A 25,076-nucleotide genomic window follows, 5' to 3' on the forward strand; every position below is an offset into this window, starting at 1 on the left:
GCGGGTGCGGGCAAGGCACGTGTCGCGTGTCGCGTGTCGCGTGTCGCGTTTCGGTCCGGTCCGGTCCGGTCCGGTCCGCGAAAGCGACAGTCTCCCGGCATGCTGCGGCGTCCGGTCCGTGAAAGCGACAGTTCTCCGCAAATGGTTGGCGGCACACTGTCGCTTTCGCGGGTGTGCCCCGGGCGGCGGACGGGAGGCCCGTGGCGGGCTGGCACCGCGCCTCCCGTCCGCCTGTTGGTCGCGAAAGCGACAGATGTGCGGCCCGCTGCGCCGTCAGGTCCGCGAGAGCGACAGTTCTCCGCGGAAGGTTGGCGGCACAGTGTCGCTTTCGCGAACCGGGGCCGCGATCCGGCGCCCGAGCCCGGTGGCGTCAGCGCGCGGCGGGCGGCGGCGCGGTGCTCGCCCGCTCCACCAGGCGCACGGGCACCAGGTCGGGGGCGGAGGACACGGACTCGCCGTCGATCTGGGCGAGCAGGTTCGCGACGGCTCGGCGCCCGACCTCGTCGAAGGACTGGTGCACGGTGGTGAGCGGCGGCCAGAACGAGTCGGACTCGGGGGAGTCGTCGAACCCCACCACGCTGAGCGACGACGGCACGGACCGCCCGAACTCGTGCGCGGCGCGGAGCACCCCGAGCGCGGTCTGGTCGTTGGCGGCGAAGACGGCGGTGATGTCCGGGCGTGCGGCGATGGTCAGGCCGGCGCGGTAGCCGGAGTCGGTGCTCCAGCCGCCGTGGAACACCGGCGGGACGAGCCGACCGGCGCGCTCGAGGGTGTCCTGCCACGCGGCCAACCGGCGTGCGGCGGAGTACGACGAGGTCGGTCCGGCGACGTGCCAGACGGTCTCGTGGCCGAGGTCGAGCAGGTGCTGGGTGGCCTGGCGCGCGCCGTCGGTCTGGTCGGTGTCGATCGCCGGGTGGTCGGTGCTGCCGGTGGAGTCGATGATGACCATGGGCACGCCGTCGGGCAGTACCACCTCGGCCGTGTCGATGATGTGCGACTCGATGATGATCACGACGCCGTCCACGGCCTGTTCGTGCAGGCGGGAGAACGCGGAGCGCACGCCTTCTTCGGTGCGCGAGGCCATCGGCAGCAACGTGATCGTGAAGTCCGCTGCACCGGCGGCGTCGGCGATCGCCTCGAGCGTGCGCATGTTGCCGAAGGACGCGAGCGTGAACATGATCACGCCGATGGTGCGGAAGCGCCCCGATCGCAAGGCCCGTGCGGCACGGTTGGGCCGGTAGCCCAGGGTGTCCATCGCGCGCTGCACGCGGTCGCGGGTGTCCGGGCTGACGTTGTCGAACCCGCGGGCGACGCGCGAGACGGTCTGCATCGAGACCCCGGCGGCGTCGGCGACGGCGGCCATCGAGGGGGAGCGGCGGGTGCCGGCGGGGGACTCGGTCGTCATCGGCTCGAGCTCCTTCCGTTGCGGGATCACGCAGTCTGCGTTCCCGGACGCTAGCGCATGTTGACGTTGCCATGCTATCGTCCTGACGTTCGATGTTGACGTCAACATCTGCGACCGCCAGAGCGCCCGTCACCGGGCCCGGGTCGCGGCCGAGACACCGGACACCCGAACGCAGCAGACGAAGGAGTCACATGAGCACGCTCGCAGCGCGGCCCGGCGAGGCAGCCGCAGCGCAGCCGGCAGCCCCCCGCCCGGCAGGTCGCCGGACCAAGGCGCGGGGGCGCTACACCGGCTGGCTGTTCGTCGGCCCCTTCGTGGTCGTCCTGATCGCCATGCTCATCGTCCCGATCGGCTACGCCCTCTGGCTCAGCCTGTTCCGCGACCAGCTCATCGGCGGCAACCAGTTCGTCTGGTTCGCCAACTACGTCCAGCTCTTCCAGGACGCCAAGTTCTGGTCCGGCTTCGGTCGGGTCGCGATCTTCCTGGTCGTCCAGGTCCCGATCATGCTCGGGCTCGCACTCGTGGCCGCCCTCGCGCTCGACAGCGCACGGCTCTGGGGCACGTCGTTCTTCCGCATCGCGGTGTTCCTGCCCTACGCCGTCCCCGGTGTCGTCGCGGCCCTGATCTGGGGCTTCATCTACGGCAACCAGTTCGGCCTGACCGGTGCGGCGAACGACGCGTTCGGCATCGACCTGCTGCAGCCGTTCAGCCCCAGCTGGGTGCTGACCTCCATCGGCAACGTGGTCACGTGGGAGTTCCTCGGCTACAACATGCTGATCTTCTACGCCGCCCTGCGCACCGTCCCCGGTGAGCTGTACGAGGCCGCCGAGCTCGACGGCGCCGGCCCCCTGCGCACGGTCTTCTCGATCAAGCTCCCGGCCCTGCGCGGCCCGATGGTCATCGCCACCATCTTCTCGATCATCGGCAGCTTCCAGCTCTTCAACGAGCCGAACCTGCTGAAGACCCTGGCCCCGAACGTCATCGGCAGCGCCTTCACCCCGAACATGTACGCCTACTCGCTGTCCTTCAGCGGCCAGCAGTTCAACTACTCCGCCACCGTCGCGATCGTGATGGGCGTGATCACCGCGGTGATCGCCTACGTCGTCCAGGTCCGCGGAACCCGCCAGGAGAACCGATGAGCACCATCCAGCACCCCGCGACCGGCGCCGCCGGACCGGCCACGGTCACGGAGGCGACCACGACGCAGCGCGACCCGCGCACCCGCTCGACCCGGGCCTCCCGGAAGGCCGAGCGGAAGGCCGAGCAGCACGTCGACGGACGCAAGCCGAAGCGTTCCGGCCTGCTGACCGCGGTCATGGTCGTCTTCGTCGTCTACTCGTTCGCGCCGCTGTTCTACCTGCTCGTGAACAGCACGAAGACGCAGGCGTCGCTGCTCTCCACGTTCGGGCTCTGGTTCGGCGGGGACTTCAACCTCTGGCAGAACATCGTCGACACCGTCACGTACAACGACGGCATCTTCCTGCAGTGGTTCGGCAACACGTTGCTCTACGTGGTCGTCGGTGCCGGTGGCGCCACCCTGCTCGCGACCGTCGCCGGCTACGGCATGGCGAAGTTCCAGTTCCCCGGACGCCGCGCAGTGTTCGCCATCGTGCTCGGTGCCATCGCGGTCCCCGGCACGGCCCTGGCGGTCCCGACCTTCCTGCTCTTCTCGCAGGTCGGCCTGACCAACACCCCGTGGTCGATCATCCTGCCGTCGCTCATCAGCCCGTTCGGCATGTACCTGATCTGGACCTACGCGGTCGACGCGATCCCCGCCGAACTCCTTGAGGCCGCCCGCATGGACGGCGCCGGCGAGTTCCGGATCTTCTTCACCATCGCGCTCCGCCTGCTCGCTCCCGGTGTCGTCACCGTCCTGCTCTTCGCGGTCGTCGCCACCTGGAACAACTACTTCCTGCCGCTCATCATGCTGAGCGACCCGAAGTGGTACCCCCTGACGGTCGGACTGAACCAGTGGAACGCCCAGGCCACCGGGTCCGGCGCGCAGCCGATCTACAACCTCGTCGTCACGGGATCGCTCCTCACGATCATCCCGATCGTGGTCGCGTTCCTCTTCCTCCAGCGCTTCTGGCAGTCCGGCCTCGCAGCCGGGTCCGTCAAGGCCTGATCCGTCGGACGGGAGGCCCGTGGCGACCTCGCCACGCGCCCTCCGGTCCGGAACACAGCAGCCCTACCCCCCCCTCTCCACGAAGAAGTGAAAGGCACCCCCATGAACAAGCGTCTCCGGCGCGGGCTCAGCGCCCTCGCCATCGGCGTCACCGCCACGATCGCCCTCGCCGCCTGCGCGACCGGCGGCTCGTCGTCCGGTGGCTCGTCCGACGACATCACCAAGGCACTGAAGGACGGTGGCACCCTGACCTACTGGTCGTGGACCCCCTCCGCCAAGGCCCAGGTCGCCGCGTTCGAGAAGCAGTACCCCAAGGTGAAGGTCAAGCTCGTCAACGCCGGCACCGGCGCCGACCAGTACACCAAGCTGCAGAACACCGTGAAGGCCGGCTCGGGCGCCCCCGACGTCGCCCAGGTCGAGTACTTCGCGCTGCCGCAGTTCGCCCTGTCCGACTCGCTGCTCGACCTGTCCGGCTACGGCTTCGACTCGCTCGAGGACAAGTTCGCGAAGAGCACCTGGAGCTCGGTGTCGATCGACGACAAGGTCTACGGCCTGCCGCAGGACTCCGGCCCCATGGCGCTGTTCTACAACAAGACGGTCTTTGACAAGCACGACATCGCCGTGCCGAAGACCTGGGACGAGTACGTCGCCGCCGCGAAGAAGCTGCACGAGGCCGACCCGAACGCCTACATCGCGGCCGACTCCGGCGACGCCGGGTTCACCACGAGCATGATCGCCCAGGCCGGCGGCACCCCGTTCACCACCGACGGTGACAAGGTGACCATCAACCTGCAGGACGAAGGCTCGAAGAAGTGGACGAGCACCTGGAACGAGCTCGTCGAGCAGGGCCTGCTGTCGAAGACCGTCGGCTGGACCGACGACTGGTACAAGCAGCTCGGCAACGGTGAGATCGCCACGATGATCACCGGCGCCTGGATGCCCGGCAACCTGGAGTCCGGCGTCGCCCAGGCCTCGGGTGACTGGCGCGTCGCCCCGATGCCGACCTACGACGGTGGCACCGCCCAGACCGCGAACAACGGCGGCAGCGCCGAGGTCGTCATGAAGCAGTCGAAGAACCCGGCCCTCGCCGCGGGCTTCCTGAAGTGGCTGAACTCGTCGAAGGAGTCGACCGGCGTCTTCATGAAGTCCGGTGGGTTCCCCTCGACGACCGCTGACCTCGACTCGTCGGCCTTCCTCGACGAGAAGCCGTCCTACTTCGGTGGGCAGCAGATCAACAAGGTGCTCGTCGACGCGTCGAAGTCCTCGGACAACGACTTCACCTACCTGCCGTACCAGGTGTACGCGAACAGCGTCTACGCCGACACCGTCGGTCAGGCGTACGAGAACGGCACCTCGCTCGACGCCGGCCTCGAGGCCTGGCAGAAGGCCCTCGCCAAGTACGGCAAGGACCAGGGCTTCACGGTCTCGACCAAGTAGCACCGGCACCAACTCCCCGGGGTCGTGCGGACATCGTCCGCACGACCCCGCTGTCTGAAAGAGTCATCTCATGCGATTCGCCATCGGCGACACCGACTTCCTGCTCGACGGCGAGCCGCACCGCGTGCTGTCCGGTGCGATCCACTACTTCCGCGTGCACCCCGACCTGTGGGCCGACCGGATCCGCAAGGCGAAGCTGATGGGCCTCAACACCATCGAGACCTACGTCGCCTGGAACGCGCACGCGCCGTCGCCCGACGTCTTCGACCTATCGGGCGGGCTCGACCTCGGCCGGTTCCTCGACCTGGTCGCCGCCGAGGGGATGCACGCCATCGTCCGCCCCGGCCCCTACATCTGCGCGGAGTGGGCCAACGGCGGCTTGCCGTACTGGCTCTTCGCCGACGGCACCGTCGGGGTCCGCCGCGACGAGCCGGGGTTCCTCGCAGCAGTTTCCTCGTACTTGCAGGCGTTGGCGCCGGTGCTGGTCCCGCGGCAGATCGACAACGGCGGACCCATCGTCCTGGTGCAGGTCGAGAACGAGTACGGCGCGTACGGCTCCGACCCCGTGTACCTGCAGAAGCTCGAGCAGATGCACCGGGCGATCGGGCTGACCGTCCCGTTCACGAGCGTCGACCAGCCGATGGGCACGATGCTCGAGGACGGTTCGCTGCCGTCGCTGCACAAGACCGGCTCGTTCGGCTCGCGGTCCGCCGCGCGCCTCGAACGCCTGCGGCAGGCCCAGCCCACCGGCCCCCTGATGTGCTCCGAGTTCTGGGACGGCTGGTTCGACAGCTGGGGCGAGCACCACCACACCACCTCGGCCGCGGACAGCGCTGCGGACCTCGACGTCCTGCTGGCCGCCGGTGGCTCGGTCAACATCTACATGTTCCACGGTGGCACGAACTTCGGCTTCACCAACGGCGCGAACGACAAGGGCGTCTACCGTCCGATCGCGACGTCGTACGACTACGACGCCCCGCTCGACGAGGCTGGTCGGCCCACCTCGAAGTTCCACGCCTTCCGCGCGGTCATCGAGCGCTACGCGCCCGTCCCGCCGCTGCCGGCGTCCATGGAGCCGGGTGGGTCGGGTCGACTCGCGTCCGATGCGGCGGACGGAGTCGGCCTGGAGGCCCGGGTCGCCCCCGCCACGGACGTCGCCGTCCGCCTCGACCGCGTCGCGTCGCTCCGCTCCCTGCTGCCCACGCTCACGACGTGGTCGGCGCACGACGAGCCGCCGACGTTCGACGCCCTCGGTGCGGCCAGCGGCTTCGTCCTGTACCGCGCCGAGGTCGACCTGCCGACCGGCGGAGTGCTGACCATCGGGGAAGAGGTCCGCGACCGCGCGATCGTCTCCGTCGACGGTGTGGTCGTGGGCGTCCTGGAGCGCGAGCACCACGACCGTGCGATCGCCCTGCCGCCGGTGACCGGGACGCTCGAACTGCTCGTCGAGGACCAGGGGCGGGTCGACTACGGCATCCGCATCGGCGAGCCGAAGGGCCTGATCGGCGGGGTCACCGTCGACGGTGTCCCGCTGTCGCGCTGGACCGCGGCACCGTTGGCGCTCGACCCGATCGCACCGTCCGCCCTCGATGCGCTGTCCGCCGTGGAGCCGACCGACGGCGAGGCGCTCGCCGGACCGACCTTCGCCGCAGGGTCGTTCGACCTCGACGCGGTGGACGACCGCTACCTTGCGCTCGACGGCTTCCGCAAGGGTGTCGCCTGGGTGAACGGGTTCTGCCTCGGTCGGTACTGGTCGCGCGGCCCGCAGCAGACCCTGGCGGTCCCCGGCCCGGTCCTGCGCTCAGGCCGGAACGACCTCGTCGTCCTCGAGCTGCACGCGTCGGCATCCCGCACGGCGCACCTGCTCCTCGAGCCGTCCTTGGGCCACACCGAGGGCTGACGCGGCTCGCCGCGTACCTGGTCGAAACGGGCGTACCTGGTCGGAACTTCCGACCAGGTACGCCCGATTCCGCTTTCTACCGCGGGCGTCATGGGACGTTTCGGACTTCGTGAGTCGCTGCCCACGCCCGCACCTCGAGGAGCGCCTCGTGTCGCCAGCGCCAGAGCGGGGCGAACTTCGTGCCGTCGTCCGCCCAAGCCCGGGTCAGCAGCCAGATCTGCCGTCGGTGGCCGACCCCGCGATCATCGCGCCACTCGACGTACGCGTCGTCGAGCACCGCGGTGACGCCCGCACGCGGTGCGGTCCACGACGACAAGAAGCCGGAGTACCGGAGGGTTTCGTCGGACAGGTACACGGCGACGCGTCGGAGCCTGGCCGTGGCCCAGGTCCCGCCGGCGATGAAGGCGACACCGAGGACGAAGACGAACACCCGCGCCGATGCTCCGGGCACGAAGGCCACGCTCGCAAGTGCGACTCCTGTCCCGATCATCACCGGGCCGAACACGATGAGGTTCAGGATGCGGTCCAGGCGCGGCGGACGGATCGTCGTCACGGCAGGGCGTCCAGATCGGCGAGTGCCTGCTCGGCGTCGGCGATCCGATCGGCCTCGGGACGCGTCCACCACTCCGGCCCGCGCTCGCCCAGCCCGTGCTTCGCGAGGCCGTTCCGGTGCCGAGCCGCAGCCAGTGCCTCGTCGTCACCGGCATGCTTGGCCTGCTTGACGGCGTTCCGCCCACGACCGAGGTGGCTCCGGAGCGCCGCCGCGACGTCGTCCGGCAGCGCGGGGTCGGTCCGGCGCCAGCGTCGGCCGTTCACCACGAAGTAATGGTCGTCCTCGGCGGCGGTCATGGTCCGAGCGTGCCAGGTCATGCCTGGTGGCGCTCCGCCAGGGCTCGTCGGACCTGGTCACCGCGCAGGGGGCGTCCGGCCAGCGTGCCGCGCGGGACGTCTGCCGCCCGGAACCCGTCGAGCACCAGGTCCACCCAGCGTCGGTACGCCTCGGGCGCGACCCGGCCGAACGTGCGGATCGTCTCCGCGATCGACAGCTGCAGGAGTGCGACGTCGGCCAGCGTGGCGTCGGCGCGGAGGACCGCGGCCGCCTGCCCGGCTGTGAAGAGGGCGTCGATCCCGTCCTGCACGGCGATGCGGAGCCGGAGGAGTTCCGGAGCGTCGCGGTAGTCGGTGGTCATGAGTTCGCTGAACCCGGTGCGGCGCGCCTCGATCGCCGCCGTCTCGCGGACGAAGGTCGCGAAGCCCTCCCACGGGTCCGAGGCGGACAACTCGCGGCAGTGCTCGACGAGGTCGAGCACCTCGTGCATCGGCTCGACCAGGACGGCTTCCCACAGCGCCGCTCGGGTCGGGAAGTGCCGGTACAGGGTCGCGTTGCCGAGTCCCGCTGCGACCGCGATCGGTTCCAGTGCAGCCTGGAGGCCGTGGTCGGTGAACGCGGACCGGGCCGCGTTGACGAGCGCCTGACGGTTCCGGGCGACGTCTCGGCGGGTCATGCACCGAGCCTAGATCGCGTGGCCGGGAATACGGGGAGCAGTCCCCGGTTTGAAACGGGGACAACCATCCGTTTCGCCACCCGGAGTTCCCCGTGCACATCGCAGCCGTCGTCCTGTCCCTCGTCCTCGCCGTGGCCCTGCTCGGCTCGGGCGTCATGAAACTCGTGCGCAACCCGAAGATCGTCGCCTCGATGCAGGCCGTCCACGTCACTCCCTCGCAGATGACCGTCCTCGGGGTGCTCGAGGTCGCCGCTGCCGCCGGACTCGTCATCGGCATCTGGTGGGTGCCGCTCGCCATCGCCGCGGCCATCGGCGCGGTGGTCTACTTCGTCGGCGCCGTGGTGGCGCACCTCCGAGCGCACGACAAGGACCTGCAGGGCGCCGTCGTCCTGCTGGTGCTGTCGGTCGCGACGCTCGTGGTGCTCCTGCTCGCGCTGTAGCCCGCTGTCCCGGGCCGACGGCTCAGGGGATGAGTCGGTCGGCCCGGTAGCGCGCGAACAGGTCGGCGAACGCGCGTTCGGTCCGGCGGAAGGCCGTGAACCCGGCCTCGCGACTCTTCCCCATGTCGGTGACGACCTCCATCGCGCGACCGAGGTCGGCGTCGGTGTGCCACCACGAGGCGAGCCGCGTGATGTCCGCCTCTGCCAGACCGTGTCGCTCGGCGATGCTGGCCCACTCCGACTCGTACGGCGCCATCTGCTGCTCGAGCGGTCGCGGCTCGTCCTGGTACCCGACCACCCGCGCCGGGTCGACGCCGAGGTGCGCAGCGAGCCGCGGCCACATCCAGCGCCACCGGAAGACGTCACCGTTCACGATGTTGAAGGCCTCGTCGGCACCCTCGGGTGCGGTCGCTGCCCACACCATCTGCTCGGCGAGGATCCCCGCCTCGGTCATGTCGGTCAGGCCGTTCCACTGCGCCTCGCTGCCCGGGAACACGAAGTCCAGGTCGAGCTCCTTCGCCAGGGTGGCCTGCACCGCGATCGTCAGGCCCATGTTCATGGCGTTGCCGACGGCGTGTCCGATCACGGTGTGCGAGCGGTGCACCGACCACGTGAAGCCCTGGCGCTCGGCGGCGGCGAACAGCTCGTCCTCCTGCGCGTAGTAGAAGTTCGGGGTGTCCAGGCGGGGTTCTTCCTCGTGGAAGGGCGTGTCCGGCATCTCGCCCGCGGCGTAGGCCTCGAACGGGCCGAGGTAGTGCTTCAGGCCGGTCACCAGTGCGACGTGCGCCAGTGGAGCGTGCGCGAGTGCGGCGAGCAGGTCGCGGACCATGCCGCCGTTCACGCGGATGTTCTCGGCTTCGGTCTCCTGGCGCTGCCACGCGGTGAAGAACACGTGCGTGGGACGCTCGTCGGCCAGCGCGGCGCCGAGGCTGTCGGGATCGCGGAGGTCCGCGGCGGCCGTCCGGACGTCCTGCTGGGGGAGCGGTCGGCGGGACAGTGCGGTCACGTCCCAGCCGAGGTCGAGCAGGTGGCTCACCAGGGCGGAGCCGGTGATGCCGCTCGCTCCCACGACGAGGGCTCGGGGCTGGACGGGGGTCGGTTCGGTCGATCCGGTTGCAGTCATCCCCATCCCCAACCGAGGTTGGACGACACGTGTTCCCTCACCGCGGGCGACGACCGGGTGGTGTACACAAATCCGCCCCACGTGGACTCAAAATCGGTACACTGCTTCCGGAGGCCAGCATGCAACTCGTGAAACCACTCGCCACACTCCTCGGTACCACCCAGGCAGACGCACTCCGAGTGCTCGCCCGGACCGATTCCGGCATGACCGGCCGCCAGGTGGCGCGAGTCGCCGGCGCCGCACAGCACACCGGCATCAAGCGGGCGCTCGACAAACTGGAGCAAGCGGGCCTCGTCTGCGTGGATCGTGGCCTCCAGCACTCGGCGTACCGGGTGAACCGTGAGCACCTGCTCTGGCCAGCGGTCGAACTCGGCCTCGATGCTGGTGACGAACTCGAGCGCCGGATAGCAGCGTTCGTCGAGTCTGCGGGCGCGGGGGTGCTCTCGGTGTCGATCTTCGGCTCCGTCGCTCGCGGCACCGCCACTCCGGCATCCGATCTCGATCTGCTCGTCGTGTTCGCCGATGCCGTCGACACCGAAGTGGTGGTCCGCCTCGGTGATCTGGTCCGGCGATGGACCGGGAACGAGTGTCAGGTCTTCGATGTCACCCGTGCAGACCTCCGCCGATTCGTTGCCGAGGGGGATCCGCTGGTCGGCTCGTGGCGTGACGAGGCCCGGACTGTCTTCGGCGAGGAGATCAGGACACTCATCTGATGGCCGGCCGAGTGCGGGCGGTCGATCGGCGTGCCGTCGAGATGCGACGGGACGAAGCGGCGTCCTACTTCGAAGTCGCGCAGATGTACGCCGAGTCGGCCAGCCACGCTGACTGGAAGACCGCCGGCGCGAATGCCGTACTGGGAGGCATCGCAGCATCCGATGCGATCTGTGGCGCCGTGCTCGGGTACCACCACATCGGCGACGACCACGCGGCGGCGCGGCGGCTGCTCGACGAAGCCTGCGCCCCGGACACCCGGCCGGGGTTGCACTTCAAGCGTCTGACCGACGAGAAGACCCACTTCCAGTACTCGTCGTCACGAGTGACCCAGGAGAAGACCCGTGCACTCGTCACGGCGCTCGAACGGCTCGTTCGCACGCTGCACGAGCGCCTCTGAGGGCCTGCGGCTCACCGCGGGCGGCGGATGCGGATCGGGCCCTTCGCGGTCGACGGGTCCACGACGGAGCCGCCCTGGGTGATCTCGACCTCGCCGCGCGCCATCATGCGCTGGGCTGCTCGACGGGCGGGTTCCATGAGCGGGCGCCAGTCGTCCGGTTCGAGCGACCGAGCGACCTCGGACTGGCAGATGCTCGAGGTGCGTGCCCGTGCGGCGAGCAGCTCGTCGATGCGCTGTTCGAGTGCGAGGTCAGTCCGGTCCACTCCGTGGCGACGGCAGGCGCGGGAACACCACTTGGTTTCGGGTGCCGCCGTCGACGGCATCCGACGGCCGCACGACGCACAGGTCCGATCGGCCTGTGCCGACTCCGCCGCCGCAGCGTCCGCTTCCGTCCTGATCGCACGTCCCATGCCCACATCCTCGTCCCGCCGCCCCTGTCCGTTCCCAGCACCGGCGCACCCGGCTCAGGTCCGGCTGGCAGCATCGGAGCGGTGAGCACCGACACCGCACCGATCCGTCCGCCCGAGCCCGCGTGGGTCCCGCACGTCATGTGGTGGCACGTGTACCCGCTCGGGTTCGTCGGGGCGGACGTCCGCCCGGGGGTGCCGGTCGAGGAGCGCGCGGTCGAGCACCGTCTCGGCCGCATCGAACCCTGGCTCGACCACGTGGTGGACCTCGGCCTGAACGGCCTGGTGCTCGGGCCGGTGTTCGCGAGCTCCACCCATGGCTACGACACCGTGGACCACTTCCGGATCGACCCCCGGCTCGGCGACGACGCCGACTTCGACCGCCTGGTGTCCGCGGCGCACGAGCGGGGGATCCGGGTCCTGCTCGACGGTGTCTTCAACCACGTCGGTCGTGAACACCCGGCGTTCCGGGCGCTCGGAGAAGAGGGACCGGACGCGGCGGCCGCTGACCTGTTCGCGATCGACTGGTCGGGGTGGACGCCGGGGCAGCCGGTTCCCGTCGGGTTGTTCGAGGGACACGACATCCTCGTGGCGCTGGACCACGACAGCCGAGCGACCGAGGACCTCGTCGTCCAGGTGATGACGCACTGGCTGGAGCGCGGGATCGACGGCTGGCGCCTCGATGCTGCGTACGCGGTGCCACCGGCGTTCTGGGCGAGGGTGCTGCCGCGGGTGCGCGAGCGGTTCCCGGACGCGTGGTTCAGCGGTGAGGTGATCCACGGCGACGCGGCGGCGATCGCGCGGGAGTCGACCATGGACTCGTTGACGCAGTACGAACTGTGGCAGGGCATCTGGCACGGCATCGCGGACGGCAACGGCCACGAGCTGGCGCACGCGATCGAGCGGCACGACGCCCTGCTCGAGACGTTCGCCCCGACGACCTTCATCGGCAACCACGACGTCACCCGCATCGCGAGCGCCGTGGGGGAGCAGTTCGCCGGGCACGCGGCCGCGGTGTTGTTCACCGTCGCCGGCACCCCGATCGTCTACGCGGGCGACGAGTACGGCTGGACCGGGGTGAAGGAGGAACGCGAGGGTGGCGACGACGCGGTCCGACCGGAGTTCCCGGACACACCACCCGCAGCGGGCGATCTGACGCACGCGTACGAGGCCCTGATCGCCCTGCGCCGCCGCAACCCGTGGTTGCACCGGGCGCACACCGACGTGGTGCACTTGACGAACACGGCGGTCGTCCTGCGGACCGCGACGTCGGACGCGGCCGTGGTGACCGCCCTGAACCTGTCGGCCGATCCCGTCGAGGTGCCCGCGGCGGATGCGACGCAGGTGGAGGCGGGCGGCGCGGATCTCGGGGACGGAACCCTGCGCCTCCCGGCCAGGGGGTGGGCCGTCCTGTCCCGCTGACGCACGAAAGCGACAGAAGTGCGCGGATGTTCCGCAGCACTCTGTCGCTTTCGCGGAGGTGACCCCGGAAGGCCGCCCCTACTTGCGCGCGGCAGCCGCCCGACGCTTGTTGAACACGTCGAACGCGACGGCGGCGAGCAGGACCAAGCCCTTGATGAGCGACTGGTACTCGGTGCCGACGCCGAGGATCGACATGCCGTTGTTGAGCAGCCCGATGATGAGACCACCGACGATGGCGCCGGGCACCGTGCCGATGCCGCCGGTGACCGCTGCGCCACCGATGAACACCGCGGCGATGGCGTCGAGTTCGAAGCCGTTGCCCGCACCGGGTGCCGCCAGGTTGAGCTGACCGGTGAAGACCACGCCGGCCAGGGCCGAGATGACTCCCATGTTGACGAACAGCATGAACGTGACGCGCTTGGTCTTCACGCCGGACAGCTGCGCGGCCAGGGCGTTGCCGCCGATGGCGTAGACGTGGCGGCCGAACACCGCGCTCCGCATGATGACCGAGTAGATCACCACGAGTGCGCCGAGGATGACGAGCACGATCGGGGTGCCGTTGTAGCTCGCGAGCAGCAGGGCCACGTAGACGACCAGCACGACGCCGAAGACGAGCTTCACGATGAACCAGGCGAACGGTTCGCTCTCGAGCTGGTACTTGCGGCGGGTGGCCCGGCCGCGGAACGCCGTGACGGCCATGACCGCCGCGGCGGCGAAGCCGAGGATCATCGTGAGCGGCTCGTACCCGGTGGTGCCGAACGACGGCAGGAAGCCGGACCCGAGGGCACGGAACCCGTCCGGGAACGGCGAGATCTGCTGGTTGTGCAGCACGATCTGCGCCGCACCGCGGAAGGCGAGCATGCCGGCCAGGGTGACGATGAACGCCGGGATCCCGAAGTAGGCGATCCAGAACCCCTGCCAGGCGCCGACGAGCGCACCGACGACCAGGCAGAGCACGACGGCGATCGGCCACGGGATGTGCCACTGCGTGATCATCACGCCGGCCATGGCGCCGGTGAAGGCGACGACCGACCCGACGGACAGGTCGATGTGCCCGGCGATGATGACCATCACCATGCCGATGGCGAGGATGAGGATGTAGCTGTTCTGGACGATCAGGTTCGAGACGTTGATCGGGGCCAGGGTGATGCCGTTGGTCGTCACCTGGAAGAAGACGACGATGACGATCAGCGCGATGAACAGGCCGATCTGTCGGAGCTGCCCGGTGAGGTAGCCGGCGGCGGACTTAAGCGCGTTCATTGACAGGGGTCTCCCGTTCCTGGGTCATGTACTGCATGAGGACCTCTGGGGTGGCCTCGGAGCGGGGCACATCGGCGGTGATGGTGCCCTCGGAGAGTGTGTAGATGCGGTCGCAGATGCCGAGGAGCTCCGGGAGCTCCGAGGAGATCACGATGACCCCCTTGCCCTGGTCCGCGAGGCTGTTGATGATCGTGTAGATCTCGTACTTCGCACCGACGTCGATGCCGCGGGTGGGCTCGTCGAGGATGAGCACGTCCGGATCGGTGTACATCCACTTCGACAGGACGACCTTCTGCTGGTTGCCGCCGGAGAGCTTGCCCGTGATGACGTCGACGTTCGGTGCCTTGATGTTGAGGTTCTTCAGGAACTGCCCGGCGACCGTGGTCTCCTCGGACGCGTTCACGAAGCCCCAGCTGGCGAGCTTGCCGAGCGCCGACCCGGAGATGTTCCGTTTGATGTCGTCGATCAGGTTCAGGCCGTAGCGCTTGCGGTCCTCGGTGACGTACGCGATGCCGTGGTCGATCGCCTGCGACACCGTGTGGGTCTTGATCGGTTCGCCGCGCTTGTAGACGGTGCCGCTGATGCCGGATCCGTACGACCGGCCGAACACGCTCATCGCGAGTTCGGTCCGCCCGGCGCCCATGAGTCCGGCGATGCCGACGATCTCGCCGGCGCGCACGTTCAGGTCGACCTGGTGGATGATCTCGCGCGACCCGTCGAGCGGGTGGTGGACCGTCCAGTCCTCGATCCGCAGGAGTTCCTCGCCGATCTTCGGCTCGTGCTCGGGGTACCGGTTCGACAGGTCGCGGCCGACCATCCCGCGGATGATGCGGTCCTCGGAGACGTCGTCGGCGTGCATGTCGAGCGTCTCGATGGTCTTGCCGTCGCGGATGATCGTGACCTTGTCGGCGATCGCCTTGATCTCGTTGAGCTTGTGGCTGATGATGATCGCCGTCATGCCCTCGGCCTGCAGCGAGCGGATGAGCTCGAGCAGGTGCGCGGAGTCGTCGTCGTTCAGGGCGGCGGTGGGCTCGTCGAGGATGAGGAGCTTGACCTTCTTCGACAGTGCCTTCGCGATCTCGACGAGCTGCTGCTTGCCGACGCCGATGTCCACGATCTTCGTGACCGGGTTGTCCTTGAGGCCGACGCGCTGCAGGAGCTCGGCGGCTGCCAGGTTCGTCTTGTTCCAGTCGATGAAGCCGCCCTTGGACCGCTCGTTGCCGAGGAAGATGTTCTCGGCGATCGACAGGAACGGGCTCAGCGCGAGCTCCTGGTGGATGATGACGACGCCAGCGGCTTCGGAGCTGTTGATGTCGTGGAACGCGACGGGCGACCCGTCGAGCAGGATCTCGCCCTCGAAGGAGCCGTGCGGGTAGACGCCCGACAACACCTTCATGAGGGTCGACTTGCCGGCGCCGTTCTCGCCGCAGATGGCGTGGACCTGTCCACGCTCGACCTCGATCGAGACGCCCTGCAGGGCCTTCACGCCGGGGAACGTCTTGGTGATGTCACGCATCTCGAGGATCGTGTCCGTCACGTCGACCGCCTTCCGTGGTGCGCGCCGTGGCGCGCGGATGGGGCGAACGGGAGGCACGGGGCGGGGTCGACCCGTGCCTCCTGTCCGACAGGTGGGTTGCGACTACTTCAGGTCGGCTTCGGTGTAGTAGCCGGAGTCGATGAGGACTTCCTTGTAGTTGTCCTTGGTGACGACCGTCGGCTGGAACAGGAAGGTCGGGACGACCTTGACCTTGTTGTCGTAGCTCTTCGTGTCGTTGACCTCGGGCTTGTCACCGGTGAGCAGGTCCTCGGCCATGGTGACCGACTGCTTGGCGAGCTTGCGGGTGTCCTTGTAGATGGTCGAGTACTGCTGACCGGCGATGATCGACTTGACCGAGGCCGCCTCGGCGTCCTGGCCCGTCACGATCGGCAGCGGACGGTCGCTGGTGCCGTAGCCGGCACCCTGCAGCGCCGAGATGATGCCGATCGAGATGCCGTCGTACGGCGAGAGCACGCCGTCGAGCGTGGTGCCGCCCGAGTACGACTTCGCGACGAGGTTCTGCATGCGGGCCTTGGCGGTCGCCGGGTCCCACTGCTGCGTGGCGGCCTGCGAGAGCTGGTCCTGACCGGACTGGATCTTCAGCGTGCCGTCCTCGAGGTACGGCTTGAGGGTCTTCATGGCGCCGTTGAAGAAGAAGCTGGCGTTGTTGTCGTCGAGCGAGCCGGCGAAGACCTCGATGTTGAACGGGCCCTTCTCGCCGGTCTTCTCGCCCTTGTCGTCGAGGACGCCGAGGCCGGTGAGCAGGCTCGTCGCCTGGTCGACGCCGACCTTCTCGTTGTCGAACGACACGTAGTAGTCGACGTTCTTGTTGCCCGTCAGCAGACGGTCGTAGGAGATCACCTTGATGCCGGCCTTGGCGGCGGCGTCGAGCTGGTCGGAGAGGGCTCCGCCGTCGATCGACGCGATGATGAGGACCTTCGCGCCCTTCGTGATCATGTTGCTGACCTGCTGGGCCTGCTGCTGGACCTTGTTGTCGCCGTACTCGAGGTCGACCTTGTAACCGGCCTTCTCGAGGTCGCTCTTGACGGCGTCGCCGTCCTTGATCCAGCGTTCCGAGACCTTGGTCGGCATGGCGACGCCGACGAGGGCGCCCTTGTTGTCACTGCTGCTGCCGCCGCCGTCGGTGGACGCGCGGCCACCGGCCGAGCAGCCGGCGAGTGCGATCGCGATGCCGAGGGCTGCAACGCCCGCGATGATCCTGCGCTTCGTCATCGAAGTACCTCTGTTCCTCTCGCGTCGTCCTCGACGCGCTCAGGTGCCGGGGCTGCTGTGCCCCGAGGGATGTGCTCGTGTGAGCGCTCACATACTGGGGCTTTCGTAACGGGGTGTCAACTCGACCTGACCGTTTCGCGATCTTGCCGCGCGGGCCGGACTGCGCGGTACGGTTGGCCTCGTGACGACCACGACCGCCCCAGGGGGCACGGGCGGCAAACGCCGGAAGGCTCCGACGATCTTCGACGTCGCCGAGCGCGCGGGCGTCTCCCACCAGACCGTCTCGCGCGTGATCAACGGCGACCCGACGGTCCGCGACGCCTTCCGCACGCAGGTCACCGACGCCGTCCACGACCTCGGCTACCGACCCCGCGCCGCCGCCCGAGCACTCGCCGGGGGGCGGAGCCGCGCGCTCGGCATCATCACCGCTGGCGACGCGCTGTACGGTCCGTCGAGCACCGCGATCGGCTTCGAACGCGCGGCCCGGTCGGCCGGGTACCACGTGCTGCTCTCCACTCTGCCCGAGGACCCGACGCCGTCCGACCTGTCCGGTGCACTCACGACGCTGCTCGCGCAGGACGTCGCCGCGATCGTGCTCGTCGCCGCGGACAACCGGGTGCTCGACGCCCTCGGGTCGCTCACCGTGCCGGTCACCGTGCCGGTCGTCGTGTCGAACGCCGTGCAGCGCGACGCCGTGCGGACCCCGGCGGCGTCGACCGTCGCCGCGGTCGCGATCGACCAGGCCGCCGGGACGTCGCTCGTGATGGAACACCTGTTCGGGCGCGGGTACCGGCGGATCGTGCACATCGCCGGCCCGCCCGTCTCGCAGGAGTCCGAGGTGCGTCGCGCCACGTACGTCCGGATCATGCAGGACGCCGGCCTCGAGCCCGTCGTGCTCGACGGCGACTGGACCCCGGGGAGCGGGTTCGCGGCCGCGCGGCACATCGACGTGACGGCCGTCGACGCGGTGTTCGCCGGCAACGACCAGATGGCGCTCGGGGTGCTCCACGCCTTCGCCGACGAGGGCCTGCGCGTGCCCGACGACATCGCGGTGGTCGGGTTCGACGACGTGCCCGAGGCCGCGCACTTCACGCCGCCGCTGACCACCGTGCGGCAGGACTTCCGGGCGATGGGGGAGCGGGTGCTCGACACCGTGCGGGCCCTGGTCGAGGGCGAGCCGCGCGACGAGACGCTGCTGGCGCCCGAGCTCGTGGTGCGCCGCAGCGCCTAGCTCGGCGGACCTCGCACGGTGCGAGGGGTGGTGTCGAACGGTGCGAGGTTCCGTGCTCCGTGCGAGCCACCGGGCCTGGCACGGAGTACGGAACCTCGCACCGGAGCGGACCCTCGCACGGTGCGGGGCCGTGCCTTCCTCGCACCGGCCGGGCTGACCCGACCGTCAGCCCTTCAGCGCGCCCGACGACAGGCCTGCGACGTAGAACCGCTGCAGCCCGACGTAGAGCGCGATGCACGGGATCATCGCCACCACCGACCCGGCGACGAGGTTGCCGTACGACACCTGCCCGTACGCCCCGGTCTGCAGGTTGAGCAGCGCCACCGGCAGCGTGTAGAGCGAGTCCTTCGTCAGGAACGTCAGCGCTCCGAGGAACTCCGTCCACGACGCCAGGAACGCGTACAGCGCAGCGGTGGCCGCACCGGGCAGCAGGAGCGGGCGGAGCACCGACACGACGACCCGGAAGCGTGAGGCACCGTCGACGAACGCCGAGTCCTCGAGCTCGGTCGGGATCGACTCGAACGCGTTCCGCATCACGAACACCCCGAACGGCAGGTTCACCGTCGTGTAGAACAGCACGAGCCCGAGCAGCGAGTTCGTGAGTTTCATGGCGTTCATCTCGAGGTACAGCGGGGTGAGGATCGCCTGGAACGGCACCATCATCGTCAGCAGCACCAGACCGAACACGATGCCCGACCCGCGGAACCGGAAGCGGGCGAACCCGTACCCGGCCATCGTGGCGATCACCGCGGTCAGCACCGCCGTGGCGATCGACACGATCAACGAGTTGAACACGCCGGTCAGCAGGTGCGACGACGAACTGAAGACGGCGGCGAAGTTCTGCCAGCCGAGCTGGAAGAAGGTCGCGGGGTCGGCGGCCTGCGTGATGACGGCCTCGGACTGGAACGCCCGCAGGATCGACCACAGCAGCGGGACGCCGAAGACGAGCACCGACCCGACGCCGGCGATCACGTACAGGGTGCGCTTGACGGCGGTGTCGCGGGGGTGCCGGACGCTGCCCTGGTGGTGGCGTCGACGGCGTCCGTCGCCGGTGGTGGTCAGCGTGCGTGTGGACAGGTCCGGCGCCGCGAGTCCGGCACGGGAGGTCGTGGTGCTCATGGCTCAGTCCTTCTCTCGCAGTGCCCAGAACTGGAACACCGTGACGGCGGCGATGACGACGACCAGGGCGATCGACTCGGCGGTCGCGGCGCCGAGCTGCAGGTTGACGAAGCCACGGTTGTAGATCGCGTTGACGATCGTCGTGGTCTCGGTCCCCGGCCCGCCCTGGGTCAGGATGTAGAACTGGTTGAACGCGAGCAGCGAGCCGATCACCGAGATGATGGCGCTGAGGGCGATGGTCGACCGGATCATCGGCAGGGTGATGAGCCGTTCGGTCTGCCACCAGGACGCGCCCTCGAGCTGCGCCGACTCGTACACCTCGTCGGGGATGCCCTGCATGGCCGACATCAGCAGCACCATCGTCAGGCCGGACACCGCCCAGACCACGAGCACGCAGATGAGCAACGTGGCGAGGGGGCCGTTGACGAGCCAGGCGGTGCTGCCGTCGGTGATGCCGAGCCAGCGGAGCACCATGTTGACGGCTCCGGAGTTCGGCTGCGCCTCGAGCACGAGCATGAACGAGAGCGTGGTCAGGCCGACGACGTACGGCAGGAAGAACACCGTCCGCAGCAGGGTGCTGCCCCGTCGCCGTGCCCGGATGAGCACCGCCAGGAAGTAGCCGAGCACCAGGATCGGCACCGTCACGATCGCGGTGTACAGCAGCGTGTACCCGATGGCGTGCACGAACGTCGGGTCCTGGAACAGCGTCAGGTAGTTCTGCAGCCCGATGAACCGGTACGGACCGATCAGGGGCCAGTTCGTGAACGAGATGTAGAGCGCGAACACGAGCGGGGCGAGGACGAACACCGCGACGAAGACGATCGCCGGGGTGACGAGCACGGCGCCGGCGCGCGGCGGGTGTGTGAGCGACCCGCGGGACGGACCCGGGCGGCCCGGGCGGCCCGAGCGGCCCGGGCGGCCGGCGCCGCGGCCGACGGTCGGGCGGCCGGCGCCGGTCCGTCGGTTGGAGATGGTGGTCATGTCTGCACCTCTCTGTGCAACGAGCGAGCGAACGAGCGAGCGAACGAACGAACAGGCGAGCGAGCGACGGTCAGGCCTGGACCTGGTCGAGGATGCGGGTGTAGTCCGCCTGCGCCGTCTTCATCGCGGCAGCGGTGCCCGAGCCGAACACGGCCTCGCGGAACATCGCGAAGTACGGTGACGACGGCTGGTTGTTGAGCAGGTTGTACGCCAGGGTCTGGGGCGCGTAGCCCTTGTCGATGGCGTCGAGCGGGCCGAACGCCAACGGGAACCGCTTCCGGTACTCGGGCGTCGCGGCGTCGGAGCGGGTGGGGAAGTACCCGCCGTCGGGCAGGGCCTGCTGTTGCTGCAGGCCGTTCGCGTACTGCATGAACGCCCAGCCGCCGGACGGGTTCGCTGCCCCGTTCGGGATGCACATGTTGTCGCCGCCGTCGAAGAACGACCGCTGGCCGTCCCACGACGGGATGAGCACCGTTTGCATCTTCGCCCGCATCGCCTTGGTGGCCGCGGGCACGGTGGCGCCGTACGAGGTCGGGAAGATCCCGACCTTGCCGGCCCGGAAGTCCGCGCCCCACGTGGTGCCGGCGTCCGAGTAGGTCGCCTTCGACAGCGCGCCGTCCTTCCAGAGCTGTCGGTAGAACTCGAGCATCCGCTCCAGCGCCTCGTTGCCGGTGATGTTCGCCGTCTGGGAGCCGACCTCGCCGGACATCATGTCGACACCCGTTGCCCAGACGTGCGGCTGGGTGACGAAGCCGATGATGCCGGCGGCGTTGCCGGAGATCGACCACCCGTAGACGTCGTCGTCGAGCTTCCGGATGGCCTTCGCCGCGTCGAGCAGCGTGGAGAGGTCCTTCGTCGACTCCTCGACGTCGAGGCCGGCCCGGTCGAACAGCTCGGTGTTGACGAACAGCTGCGAGTTGTCCGCCAGGTAGGGCAGCCCGTAGTACCGGTCGCGGTACTCGAGCAGCCGCAGGTGGCCCGGTGAGATCGCGTCGAAGTAGTCGAGGCCCTTGACGACGTCGGTCAGGTCGGCGAACGCCTCGCGGAAGATGAACAGCTGCGAGTTGATGTCGTCGATGTCCACGACGTCCGGCGGTTCACCACCGCGGATGGCCGTCGCGAGCTTCGTCACGTACTGACCGTCCGGCACCGGGGTCAGCTCGACCTGCAGCTTCGGGTTCGCCTTGTTGAACCCGGCCACGGCCGACGTCAGCCCTGCCTGGGTCGCGGACCGGCACCAGACGTGCACGGTGCCGGTCGCGTCCTTCCCGAAGCTCGCCACCTTCGCGTCGACCTTCGGCAGGGTGCCGGAGCACCCTGCCAGGGCGAGTGCTGCGCCAGCGGCGACACCGCCGACCAGGAACGCTCTGCGGTCCATCACGTCACCGCGCCAGCGGGAGCCACACGCGCATCGGCGCCGCGCCCCGGTTCGCCCAGGCGTAGTAGGGAACCGCGGTCGCGGTGACCGACGGGAGGCCCGTGGTGGCGCCCTGCGAGCCGGCCGCGTCGTCGACGCTGGTCGCGTCCACGGCGTGATCCGCTCCTCCAGACCGGCTCGCGTCCAGCCGCTGGTACGGCCACGATGCCTGCTCGTGTCCGGCAGGGGCGTGTCCGGGCACGCGCAGCGTGACGATGCCGTCGAGCAGGTCGTCGCGACGTTCCTCGGTGATCGGGGCGACCGCGTCGACCGTCAGGTCGTCGACCGTGAAGCCCTGCTGGTCCGCCTGCTCCACCGCGTACACGAGGGGGCCACGCTCGATGGCGACCTGACCGCGGGCGGCGTCGATGCGGGTGTCGGCCACGTACCGGTGCGGCGTCGTGTCGAAGACGAGCTCGACCGTGTCCCCGGCCGTCCAGTGCCGGTCGACGACGTGCAGCGTGCCCGGCTCAGGGTGCGCGGCACCGTCGGGTCCCTGCACCGTCGTCGTGTCCGACCAGACCGGGATCCGCAGGCCGAGGGCGAGCGGGCCGTCCTCGGTGACCGTGACGACCACGCGGCCGTCGTGCGGGTACCCGGTCTCGACCGACACCGGCCCGAGGTCCGCGGTCGCGTACTGGTGGATCTGCAGGCCGCCGTCGGTCGCGGTCGCCAGGTAGCCGTCCAGGCTCGCGAACGTGCGCATGATGTTGGGCGGGCAGCAGGCGCAGTCGAACCAGCCTCGGCGCCCGTGAGCGGGGGAGCGGTTCTCGTCCTGGTGCGCGTGGTCCCGCTGCTGCAGGGGGTTAACGTAGAAGTACTCGGTGCCCGCCAGGCTCACGCCGGCCAGGAACGCGTTGTAGAGCAGGCGCTCGATCGCGTCGGCGTAGACCGGCTTGCCGGTGGCGAGCAGCAGGCGCCACGCCCACTGCACACCGCCGATGGCCGCGCAGGTCTCGGCGTAGCCACGGTCGGTCGGCAGCTCGTAGGGGTCGCCGAACGCCTCCCAGTCCCAGCGCGCCCCGAGGCCGCCGGTGATGAACGCCTTCGTCGCCATCATGTCCGCGAACTGCCGCTCGCTCGCGGCCAGCAGCTCGGTGTCGCCGGTCTCGATCGCGACGTCGACGGCACCCGCTGCCAGGTACACGGCGCGGACGGCGTGGCCCTCGACGGTCGTGGCCTGCCGGCTCGGCACCCGGTCGGAGAAGTACGTCGGCTCACCGCCGGCGCGCTCGATGATGCCGGTGCCGCGGGCGTCGACGAACCAGTGCGCCAGATCGAGGTACTCACGGTTGCCGGTCTCGCGGTACAGCTCGACGAGGCCCATCTCGACGACGGGGTGGCCGTCGACGTCGCGGGTCTTCGGCGTGCCGTCCGGGGCGGTGCCGTCGCCGAACGTGCGGACCAGGTGGTCGGCGTTCTTGATCGCGACCTCGAGCAGGCCGGTGTCGCCCGTCGCGCGGTGCTGCGCCACGGCCGCCTGGTACAGGTGGCCGGCGCAGTACATCTCGTGGCTCCACTTGAGGTCCGTGTACCGCTCACCCTTCCCACGGATCTGCTGCACGGAGTCGAGGTAGCCGTCGTCGGCCTGCGCCTGGGCGTACAGGGCGGTGACCTCGCGCTGCAGTTCGAGCAGGTCCTCGGACGGGGCGCGGCCGTACTCCCACGCCACCGCCTCGAGCCACTTCGTCACGTCCGAGTCCATGAAGATCGGGCCGGTGGCCTCGCCCTCCTCGAGCCCGGCGGCGATGCGCAGGTTCCGGAAGTTGCCGGCGGTCTCGAGCAAGGCGTACCCGCCGCGGACCGCGTCACGGCCGTTGCGCTCCTGCCGGAGTGCCCAGAACCCGCCGGTGATCCGGGCGTCGCCCGTCGGCAGGGGCCGGAGCGTGAGGTGCGCGTCGGCGGTCGGGAGGACCGGGGTCGCGGTGTGCGCACGGCTGTCGGTCGCGAGCGTGGTGGTCATGTCGCCTCCTTGCGATGTGACTGGGACCGTCCCGGTGCCGCCGTTCGTGCAGCGTTCCGGAAAACGGTTTCTGCGGTGGACGTTACGACACTGGTCTTCGCCACGCAAGAGGAGTGGTGGGTTTTCTGCGTATGCTCATCGTCACGTCCCGCGATCCGGAAAGGAACTTGCCGTGACCCTCGAGCGCACCGGTGCCGACCGCAGCACGCAGCCCGTCCGGATCACCGACGTCGCCGCGCTCGCCGGGGTGTCGATCGGCACGGCGTCGAAGGCGCTCAACGGCACCGGACAGCTCCGCGACTCCACCCGGGCACGGGTCAAGGACGCCGCCGAGAAGCTCGGGTTCGTCGGCGACGCCCGGGCCCGTGCGCTGTCCTCCGGTCGGACCTACACGGTCGGCATGATCACCACCGACTCCTTCGGTCGGTTCTCGATCCCCGTGCTCCTCGGTGCCGAGGACGCCCTGTCCGCCGGGCAGATGGCGGTCCTGCTCTGCGACACCCGCGACGACCACGTCCGCGAGGCCCACTACCTCCGCTCCCTCGCAGCCCGCGGCGTCGACGGGATCATCGTGACCGGACGCTCCGCCGACCCGCGACCGCCGATCGACGTGGCGATCCCGGTCGTGTACGCGTTCACGCCGTCGACCTCGGCCGACGACGTGTCGATCACCCTCGACGACTCCGCCGGGTCCGCGCTCGTCGCCTCGCACGTGCTGACGCTCGGGCGGCAGCGGGTCGCCGTCGTCACCGGGCCCGCGCGGCATCGTTCCGCCGAACGCCGGGTGGCGGGAGCGGCCTCCGTGCTCGGGTCACGACTGGTCACGCCGCCGCTGTTCGGCGAGTGGTCGGAGCGGTGGGGGCGCCAGGCCGTCGACGTGCTCGCGCGGCAGTCGCCCGACGTCGACGCGATCGTGTGCGGCAGCGATCAGATCGCCCGCGGCGTGTGCGATCGGCTGCGGGAGCTCGGGCGGTCCATCCCCGAGGACGTCGCCGTCACCGGGTACGACGACTGGGACGTGATGGCGCTCGCCTCGAGGCCGCCGCTGACGACGGTGGACCTGCGGCTCGAGGAGCTCGGGCGCGTGGCCGGGCAGGCGTTGCTCGGTCTGATCGACGGCGGTGCGGCGGCCTCGGCGACGGTCACCCCGGCCCTCGTCATCCGCGAGAGCACCGCCGGCGCGTAGGGCGGTCGTCCGTCGCGCCGATGCCGGTGCCGATGCCGGTGCCGGTTCCGGTTCCGGTGCCGGGTCCGGTTCCGGTTCGCGTTGCGGTTCGCGTTGCGGTCTGCACTGAGCGGTCACGACACCCCGTCCTCCATGCCCAAGTGGTCACGAACCGGCGCCCGGGGTGCCTCCAGCTGACAGTTCGTGACCGCGCCGCGGCGAGGCAACGGGGTGTCGTGACCGCACCGGGCGCGGCCGTTCGGGGTGACACGGTCCGGCGAGCCGGCATGCGCGG

The 25,076-nt window shown here is 69.7% G+C and carries 23 protein-coding genes; 10 read left to right on the forward strand and 13 right to left on the reverse strand.

Annotated features, from left to right (window positions below; genetic code table 11):
• Positions 1–370: 370 nt before the first annotated feature.
• Positions 371–1,405, reverse strand: a complete 1,035-nt coding sequence (locus EDF53_RS01455) for a LacI family DNA-binding transcriptional regulator (RefSeq protein ID WP_123292307.1) — start codon at positions 1,403–1,405, stop codon at positions 371–373.
• Between the two features lie 191 nt (positions 1,406–1,596).
• On the opposite strand from EDF53_RS01455, the gene EDF53_RS01460 reads away from it, so the two are divergent.
• From EDF53_RS01460 to EDF53_RS01475, 4 genes are all read left to right on the forward strand, one after another.
• A complete protein-coding gene (locus EDF53_RS01460; protein ID WP_123291915.1) occupies positions 1,597–2,544 on the forward strand; it encodes a carbohydrate ABC transporter permease in 948 nt (315 codons plus the stop codon).
• Positions 2,541–3,530, forward strand: coding sequence for a carbohydrate ABC transporter permease (locus EDF53_RS01465; RefSeq protein WP_207906668.1), 990 nt, complete (start codon positions 2,541–2,543; stop codon positions 3,528–3,530). The genes EDF53_RS01460 and EDF53_RS01465 overlap by 4 nt, the downstream gene beginning before the upstream one ends.
• Before the next feature lie 102 nt (positions 3,531–3,632).
• Positions 3,633–4,967, forward strand: coding sequence for a sugar ABC transporter substrate-binding protein (locus EDF53_RS01470; RefSeq protein ID WP_173169216.1), 1,335 nt, complete (start codon positions 3,633–3,635; stop codon positions 4,965–4,967).
• Between the two features lie 70 nt (positions 4,968–5,037).
• Positions 5,038–6,867: a beta-galactosidase family protein gene (locus tag EDF53_RS01475; protein ID WP_123291917.1), complete on the forward strand. Its 1,830-nt coding sequence runs from the start codon at positions 5,038–5,040 to the stop codon at positions 6,865–6,867.
• A gap of 88 nt (positions 6,868–6,955) precedes the next feature.
• On the opposite strand, the gene EDF53_RS01480 is transcribed toward EDF53_RS01475, so the two are convergent.
• The 3 genes from EDF53_RS01480 to EDF53_RS01490 are packed head-to-tail and all read right to left on the reverse strand — an operon-like array spanning position 6,956 to position 8,372.
• Entirely contained in the window at positions 6,956–7,420 is a 465-nt protein-coding gene (locus tag EDF53_RS01480) for a hypothetical protein (RefSeq protein ID WP_123291918.1), read from the reverse strand.
• Positions 7,417–7,716, reverse strand: coding sequence for a biopolymer transporter Tol (locus EDF53_RS01485; protein WP_123292308.1), 300 nt, complete (start codon positions 7,714–7,716; stop codon positions 7,417–7,419). Before EDF53_RS01485 ends, EDF53_RS01480 begins: the two co-directional genes overlap by 4 nt.
• A 17-nt stretch (positions 7,717–7,733) precedes the next feature.
• The gene (locus EDF53_RS01490; protein WP_123291919.1) at positions 7,734–8,372 is read right to left on the reverse strand and encodes a TetR/AcrR family transcriptional regulator; all 639 of its coding nucleotides are present in this window, start codon (positions 8,370–8,372) and stop codon (positions 7,734–7,736) included.
• Between the two features lie 92 nt (positions 8,373–8,464).
• On the opposite strand from EDF53_RS01490, the gene EDF53_RS01495 reads away from it, so the two are divergent.
• Positions 8,465–8,812 (forward strand): DoxX family protein, encoded by a 348-nt coding sequence (locus tag EDF53_RS01495; protein WP_123291920.1) that lies wholly within the window; start codon positions 8,465–8,467, stop codon positions 8,810–8,812.
• Positions 8,813–8,834: 22 nt separating this feature from the next.
• On the opposite strand, the gene EDF53_RS01500 is transcribed toward EDF53_RS01495, so the two are convergent.
• Positions 8,835–9,935: an SDR family oxidoreductase gene (locus EDF53_RS01500; RefSeq protein WP_123291921.1), complete on the reverse strand. Its 1,101-nt coding sequence runs from the start codon at positions 9,933–9,935 to the stop codon at positions 8,835–8,837.
• Positions 9,936–10,138: 203 nt separating this feature from the next.
• Between EDF53_RS01500 and EDF53_RS01505 the strand changes: the two genes are divergently transcribed.
• Both EDF53_RS01505 and EDF53_RS01510 read left to right on the forward strand, forming a co-directional pair.
• Complete coding sequence (locus EDF53_RS01505) at positions 10,139–10,648, forward strand: nucleotidyltransferase domain-containing protein (protein ID WP_173169219.1); 510 nt, start codon at positions 10,139–10,141, stop codon at positions 10,646–10,648.
• Positions 10,648–11,046 (forward strand): hypothetical protein, encoded by a 399-nt coding sequence (locus EDF53_RS01510; protein WP_123291923.1) that lies wholly within the window; start codon positions 10,648–10,650, stop codon positions 11,044–11,046. The genes EDF53_RS01505 and EDF53_RS01510 overlap by 1 nt, the downstream gene beginning before the upstream one ends.
• 11 nt (positions 11,047–11,057) lie before the next feature.
• On the opposite strand, the gene EDF53_RS19570 is transcribed toward EDF53_RS01510, so the two are convergent.
• Positions 11,058–11,309 (reverse strand): DUF3253 domain-containing protein, encoded by a 252-nt coding sequence (locus EDF53_RS19570; RefSeq protein WP_260215156.1) that lies wholly within the window; start codon positions 11,307–11,309, stop codon positions 11,058–11,060.
• A gap of 228 nt (positions 11,310–11,537) precedes the next feature.
• Between EDF53_RS19570 and EDF53_RS01520 the strand changes: the two genes are divergently transcribed.
• Complete coding sequence (locus tag EDF53_RS01520) at positions 11,538–12,875, forward strand: alpha-amylase family glycosyl hydrolase (RefSeq protein WP_260215158.1); 1,338 nt, start codon at positions 11,538–11,540, stop codon at positions 12,873–12,875.
• A 78-nt stretch (positions 12,876–12,953) separates the two neighbouring features.
• Here the strand turns inward: EDF53_RS01520 and mmsB are convergent, their stop codons facing one another.
• The 3 genes from mmsB to chvE form a co-directional block, all read right to left on the reverse strand.
• The gene (gene mmsB, locus EDF53_RS01525) at positions 12,954–14,135 is read right to left on the reverse strand and encodes a multiple monosaccharide ABC transporter permease (RefSeq protein ID WP_111086259.1); all 1,182 of its coding nucleotides are present in this window, start codon (positions 14,133–14,135) and stop codon (positions 12,954–12,956) included.
• Positions 14,122–15,672, reverse strand: coding sequence for a multiple monosaccharide ABC transporter ATP-binding protein (gene mmsA / locus EDF53_RS01530; RefSeq protein WP_123291925.1), 1,551 nt, complete (start codon positions 15,670–15,672; stop codon positions 14,122–14,124). Before mmsA ends, mmsB begins: the two co-directional genes overlap by 14 nt.
• Before the next feature lie 102 nt (positions 15,673–15,774).
• A complete protein-coding gene (gene chvE / locus EDF53_RS01535) occupies positions 15,775–16,905 on the reverse strand; it encodes a multiple monosaccharide ABC transporter substrate-binding protein (protein WP_123291926.1) in 1,131 nt (376 codons plus the stop codon).
• Positions 16,906–17,086: 181 nt separating this feature from the next.
• Here chvE and EDF53_RS01540 point away from each other — a divergent pair, with 181 nt between their 5' ends.
• Entirely contained in the window at positions 17,087–18,136 is a 1,050-nt protein-coding gene (locus EDF53_RS01540; RefSeq protein ID WP_123291927.1) for a substrate-binding domain-containing protein, read from the forward strand.
• A 165-nt stretch (positions 18,137–18,301) separates the two neighbouring features.
• On the opposite strand, the gene EDF53_RS01545 is transcribed toward EDF53_RS01540, so the two are convergent.
• From EDF53_RS01545 to EDF53_RS01560, 4 genes are all read right to left on the reverse strand, one after another.
• Positions 18,302–19,255, reverse strand: coding sequence for a carbohydrate ABC transporter permease (locus EDF53_RS01545; protein WP_123291928.1), 954 nt, complete (start codon positions 19,253–19,255; stop codon positions 18,302–18,304).
• Between the two features lie 3 nt (positions 19,256–19,258).
• A complete protein-coding gene (locus tag EDF53_RS01550; protein ID WP_123291929.1) occupies positions 19,259–20,236 on the reverse strand; it encodes a carbohydrate ABC transporter permease in 978 nt (325 codons plus the stop codon).
• Between the two features lie 70 nt (positions 20,237–20,306).
• Complete coding sequence (locus tag EDF53_RS01555) at positions 20,307–21,614, reverse strand: sugar ABC transporter substrate-binding protein (protein WP_123292310.1); 1,308 nt, start codon at positions 21,612–21,614, stop codon at positions 20,307–20,309.
• A gap of 4 nt (positions 21,615–21,618) precedes the next feature.
• Positions 21,619–23,616 (reverse strand): glycoside hydrolase family 127 protein, encoded by a 1,998-nt coding sequence (locus EDF53_RS01560; protein ID WP_123291930.1) that lies wholly within the window; start codon positions 23,614–23,616, stop codon positions 21,619–21,621.
• A gap of 172 nt (positions 23,617–23,788) precedes the next feature.
• Between EDF53_RS01560 and EDF53_RS01565 the strand changes: the two genes are divergently transcribed.
• Positions 23,789–24,802: a LacI family DNA-binding transcriptional regulator gene (locus EDF53_RS01565; RefSeq protein WP_123291931.1), complete on the forward strand. Its 1,014-nt coding sequence runs from the start codon at positions 23,789–23,791 to the stop codon at positions 24,800–24,802.
• The last annotated feature ends 274 nt before the right edge of the window (positions 24,803–25,076 follow it).

It is taken from the genome of Curtobacterium sp. PhB78 (assembly GCF_003751685.1).
In the GTDB taxonomy this organism is placed as follows: Bacteria; Actinomycetota; Actinomycetes; order Actinomycetales; family Microbacteriaceae; genus Curtobacterium.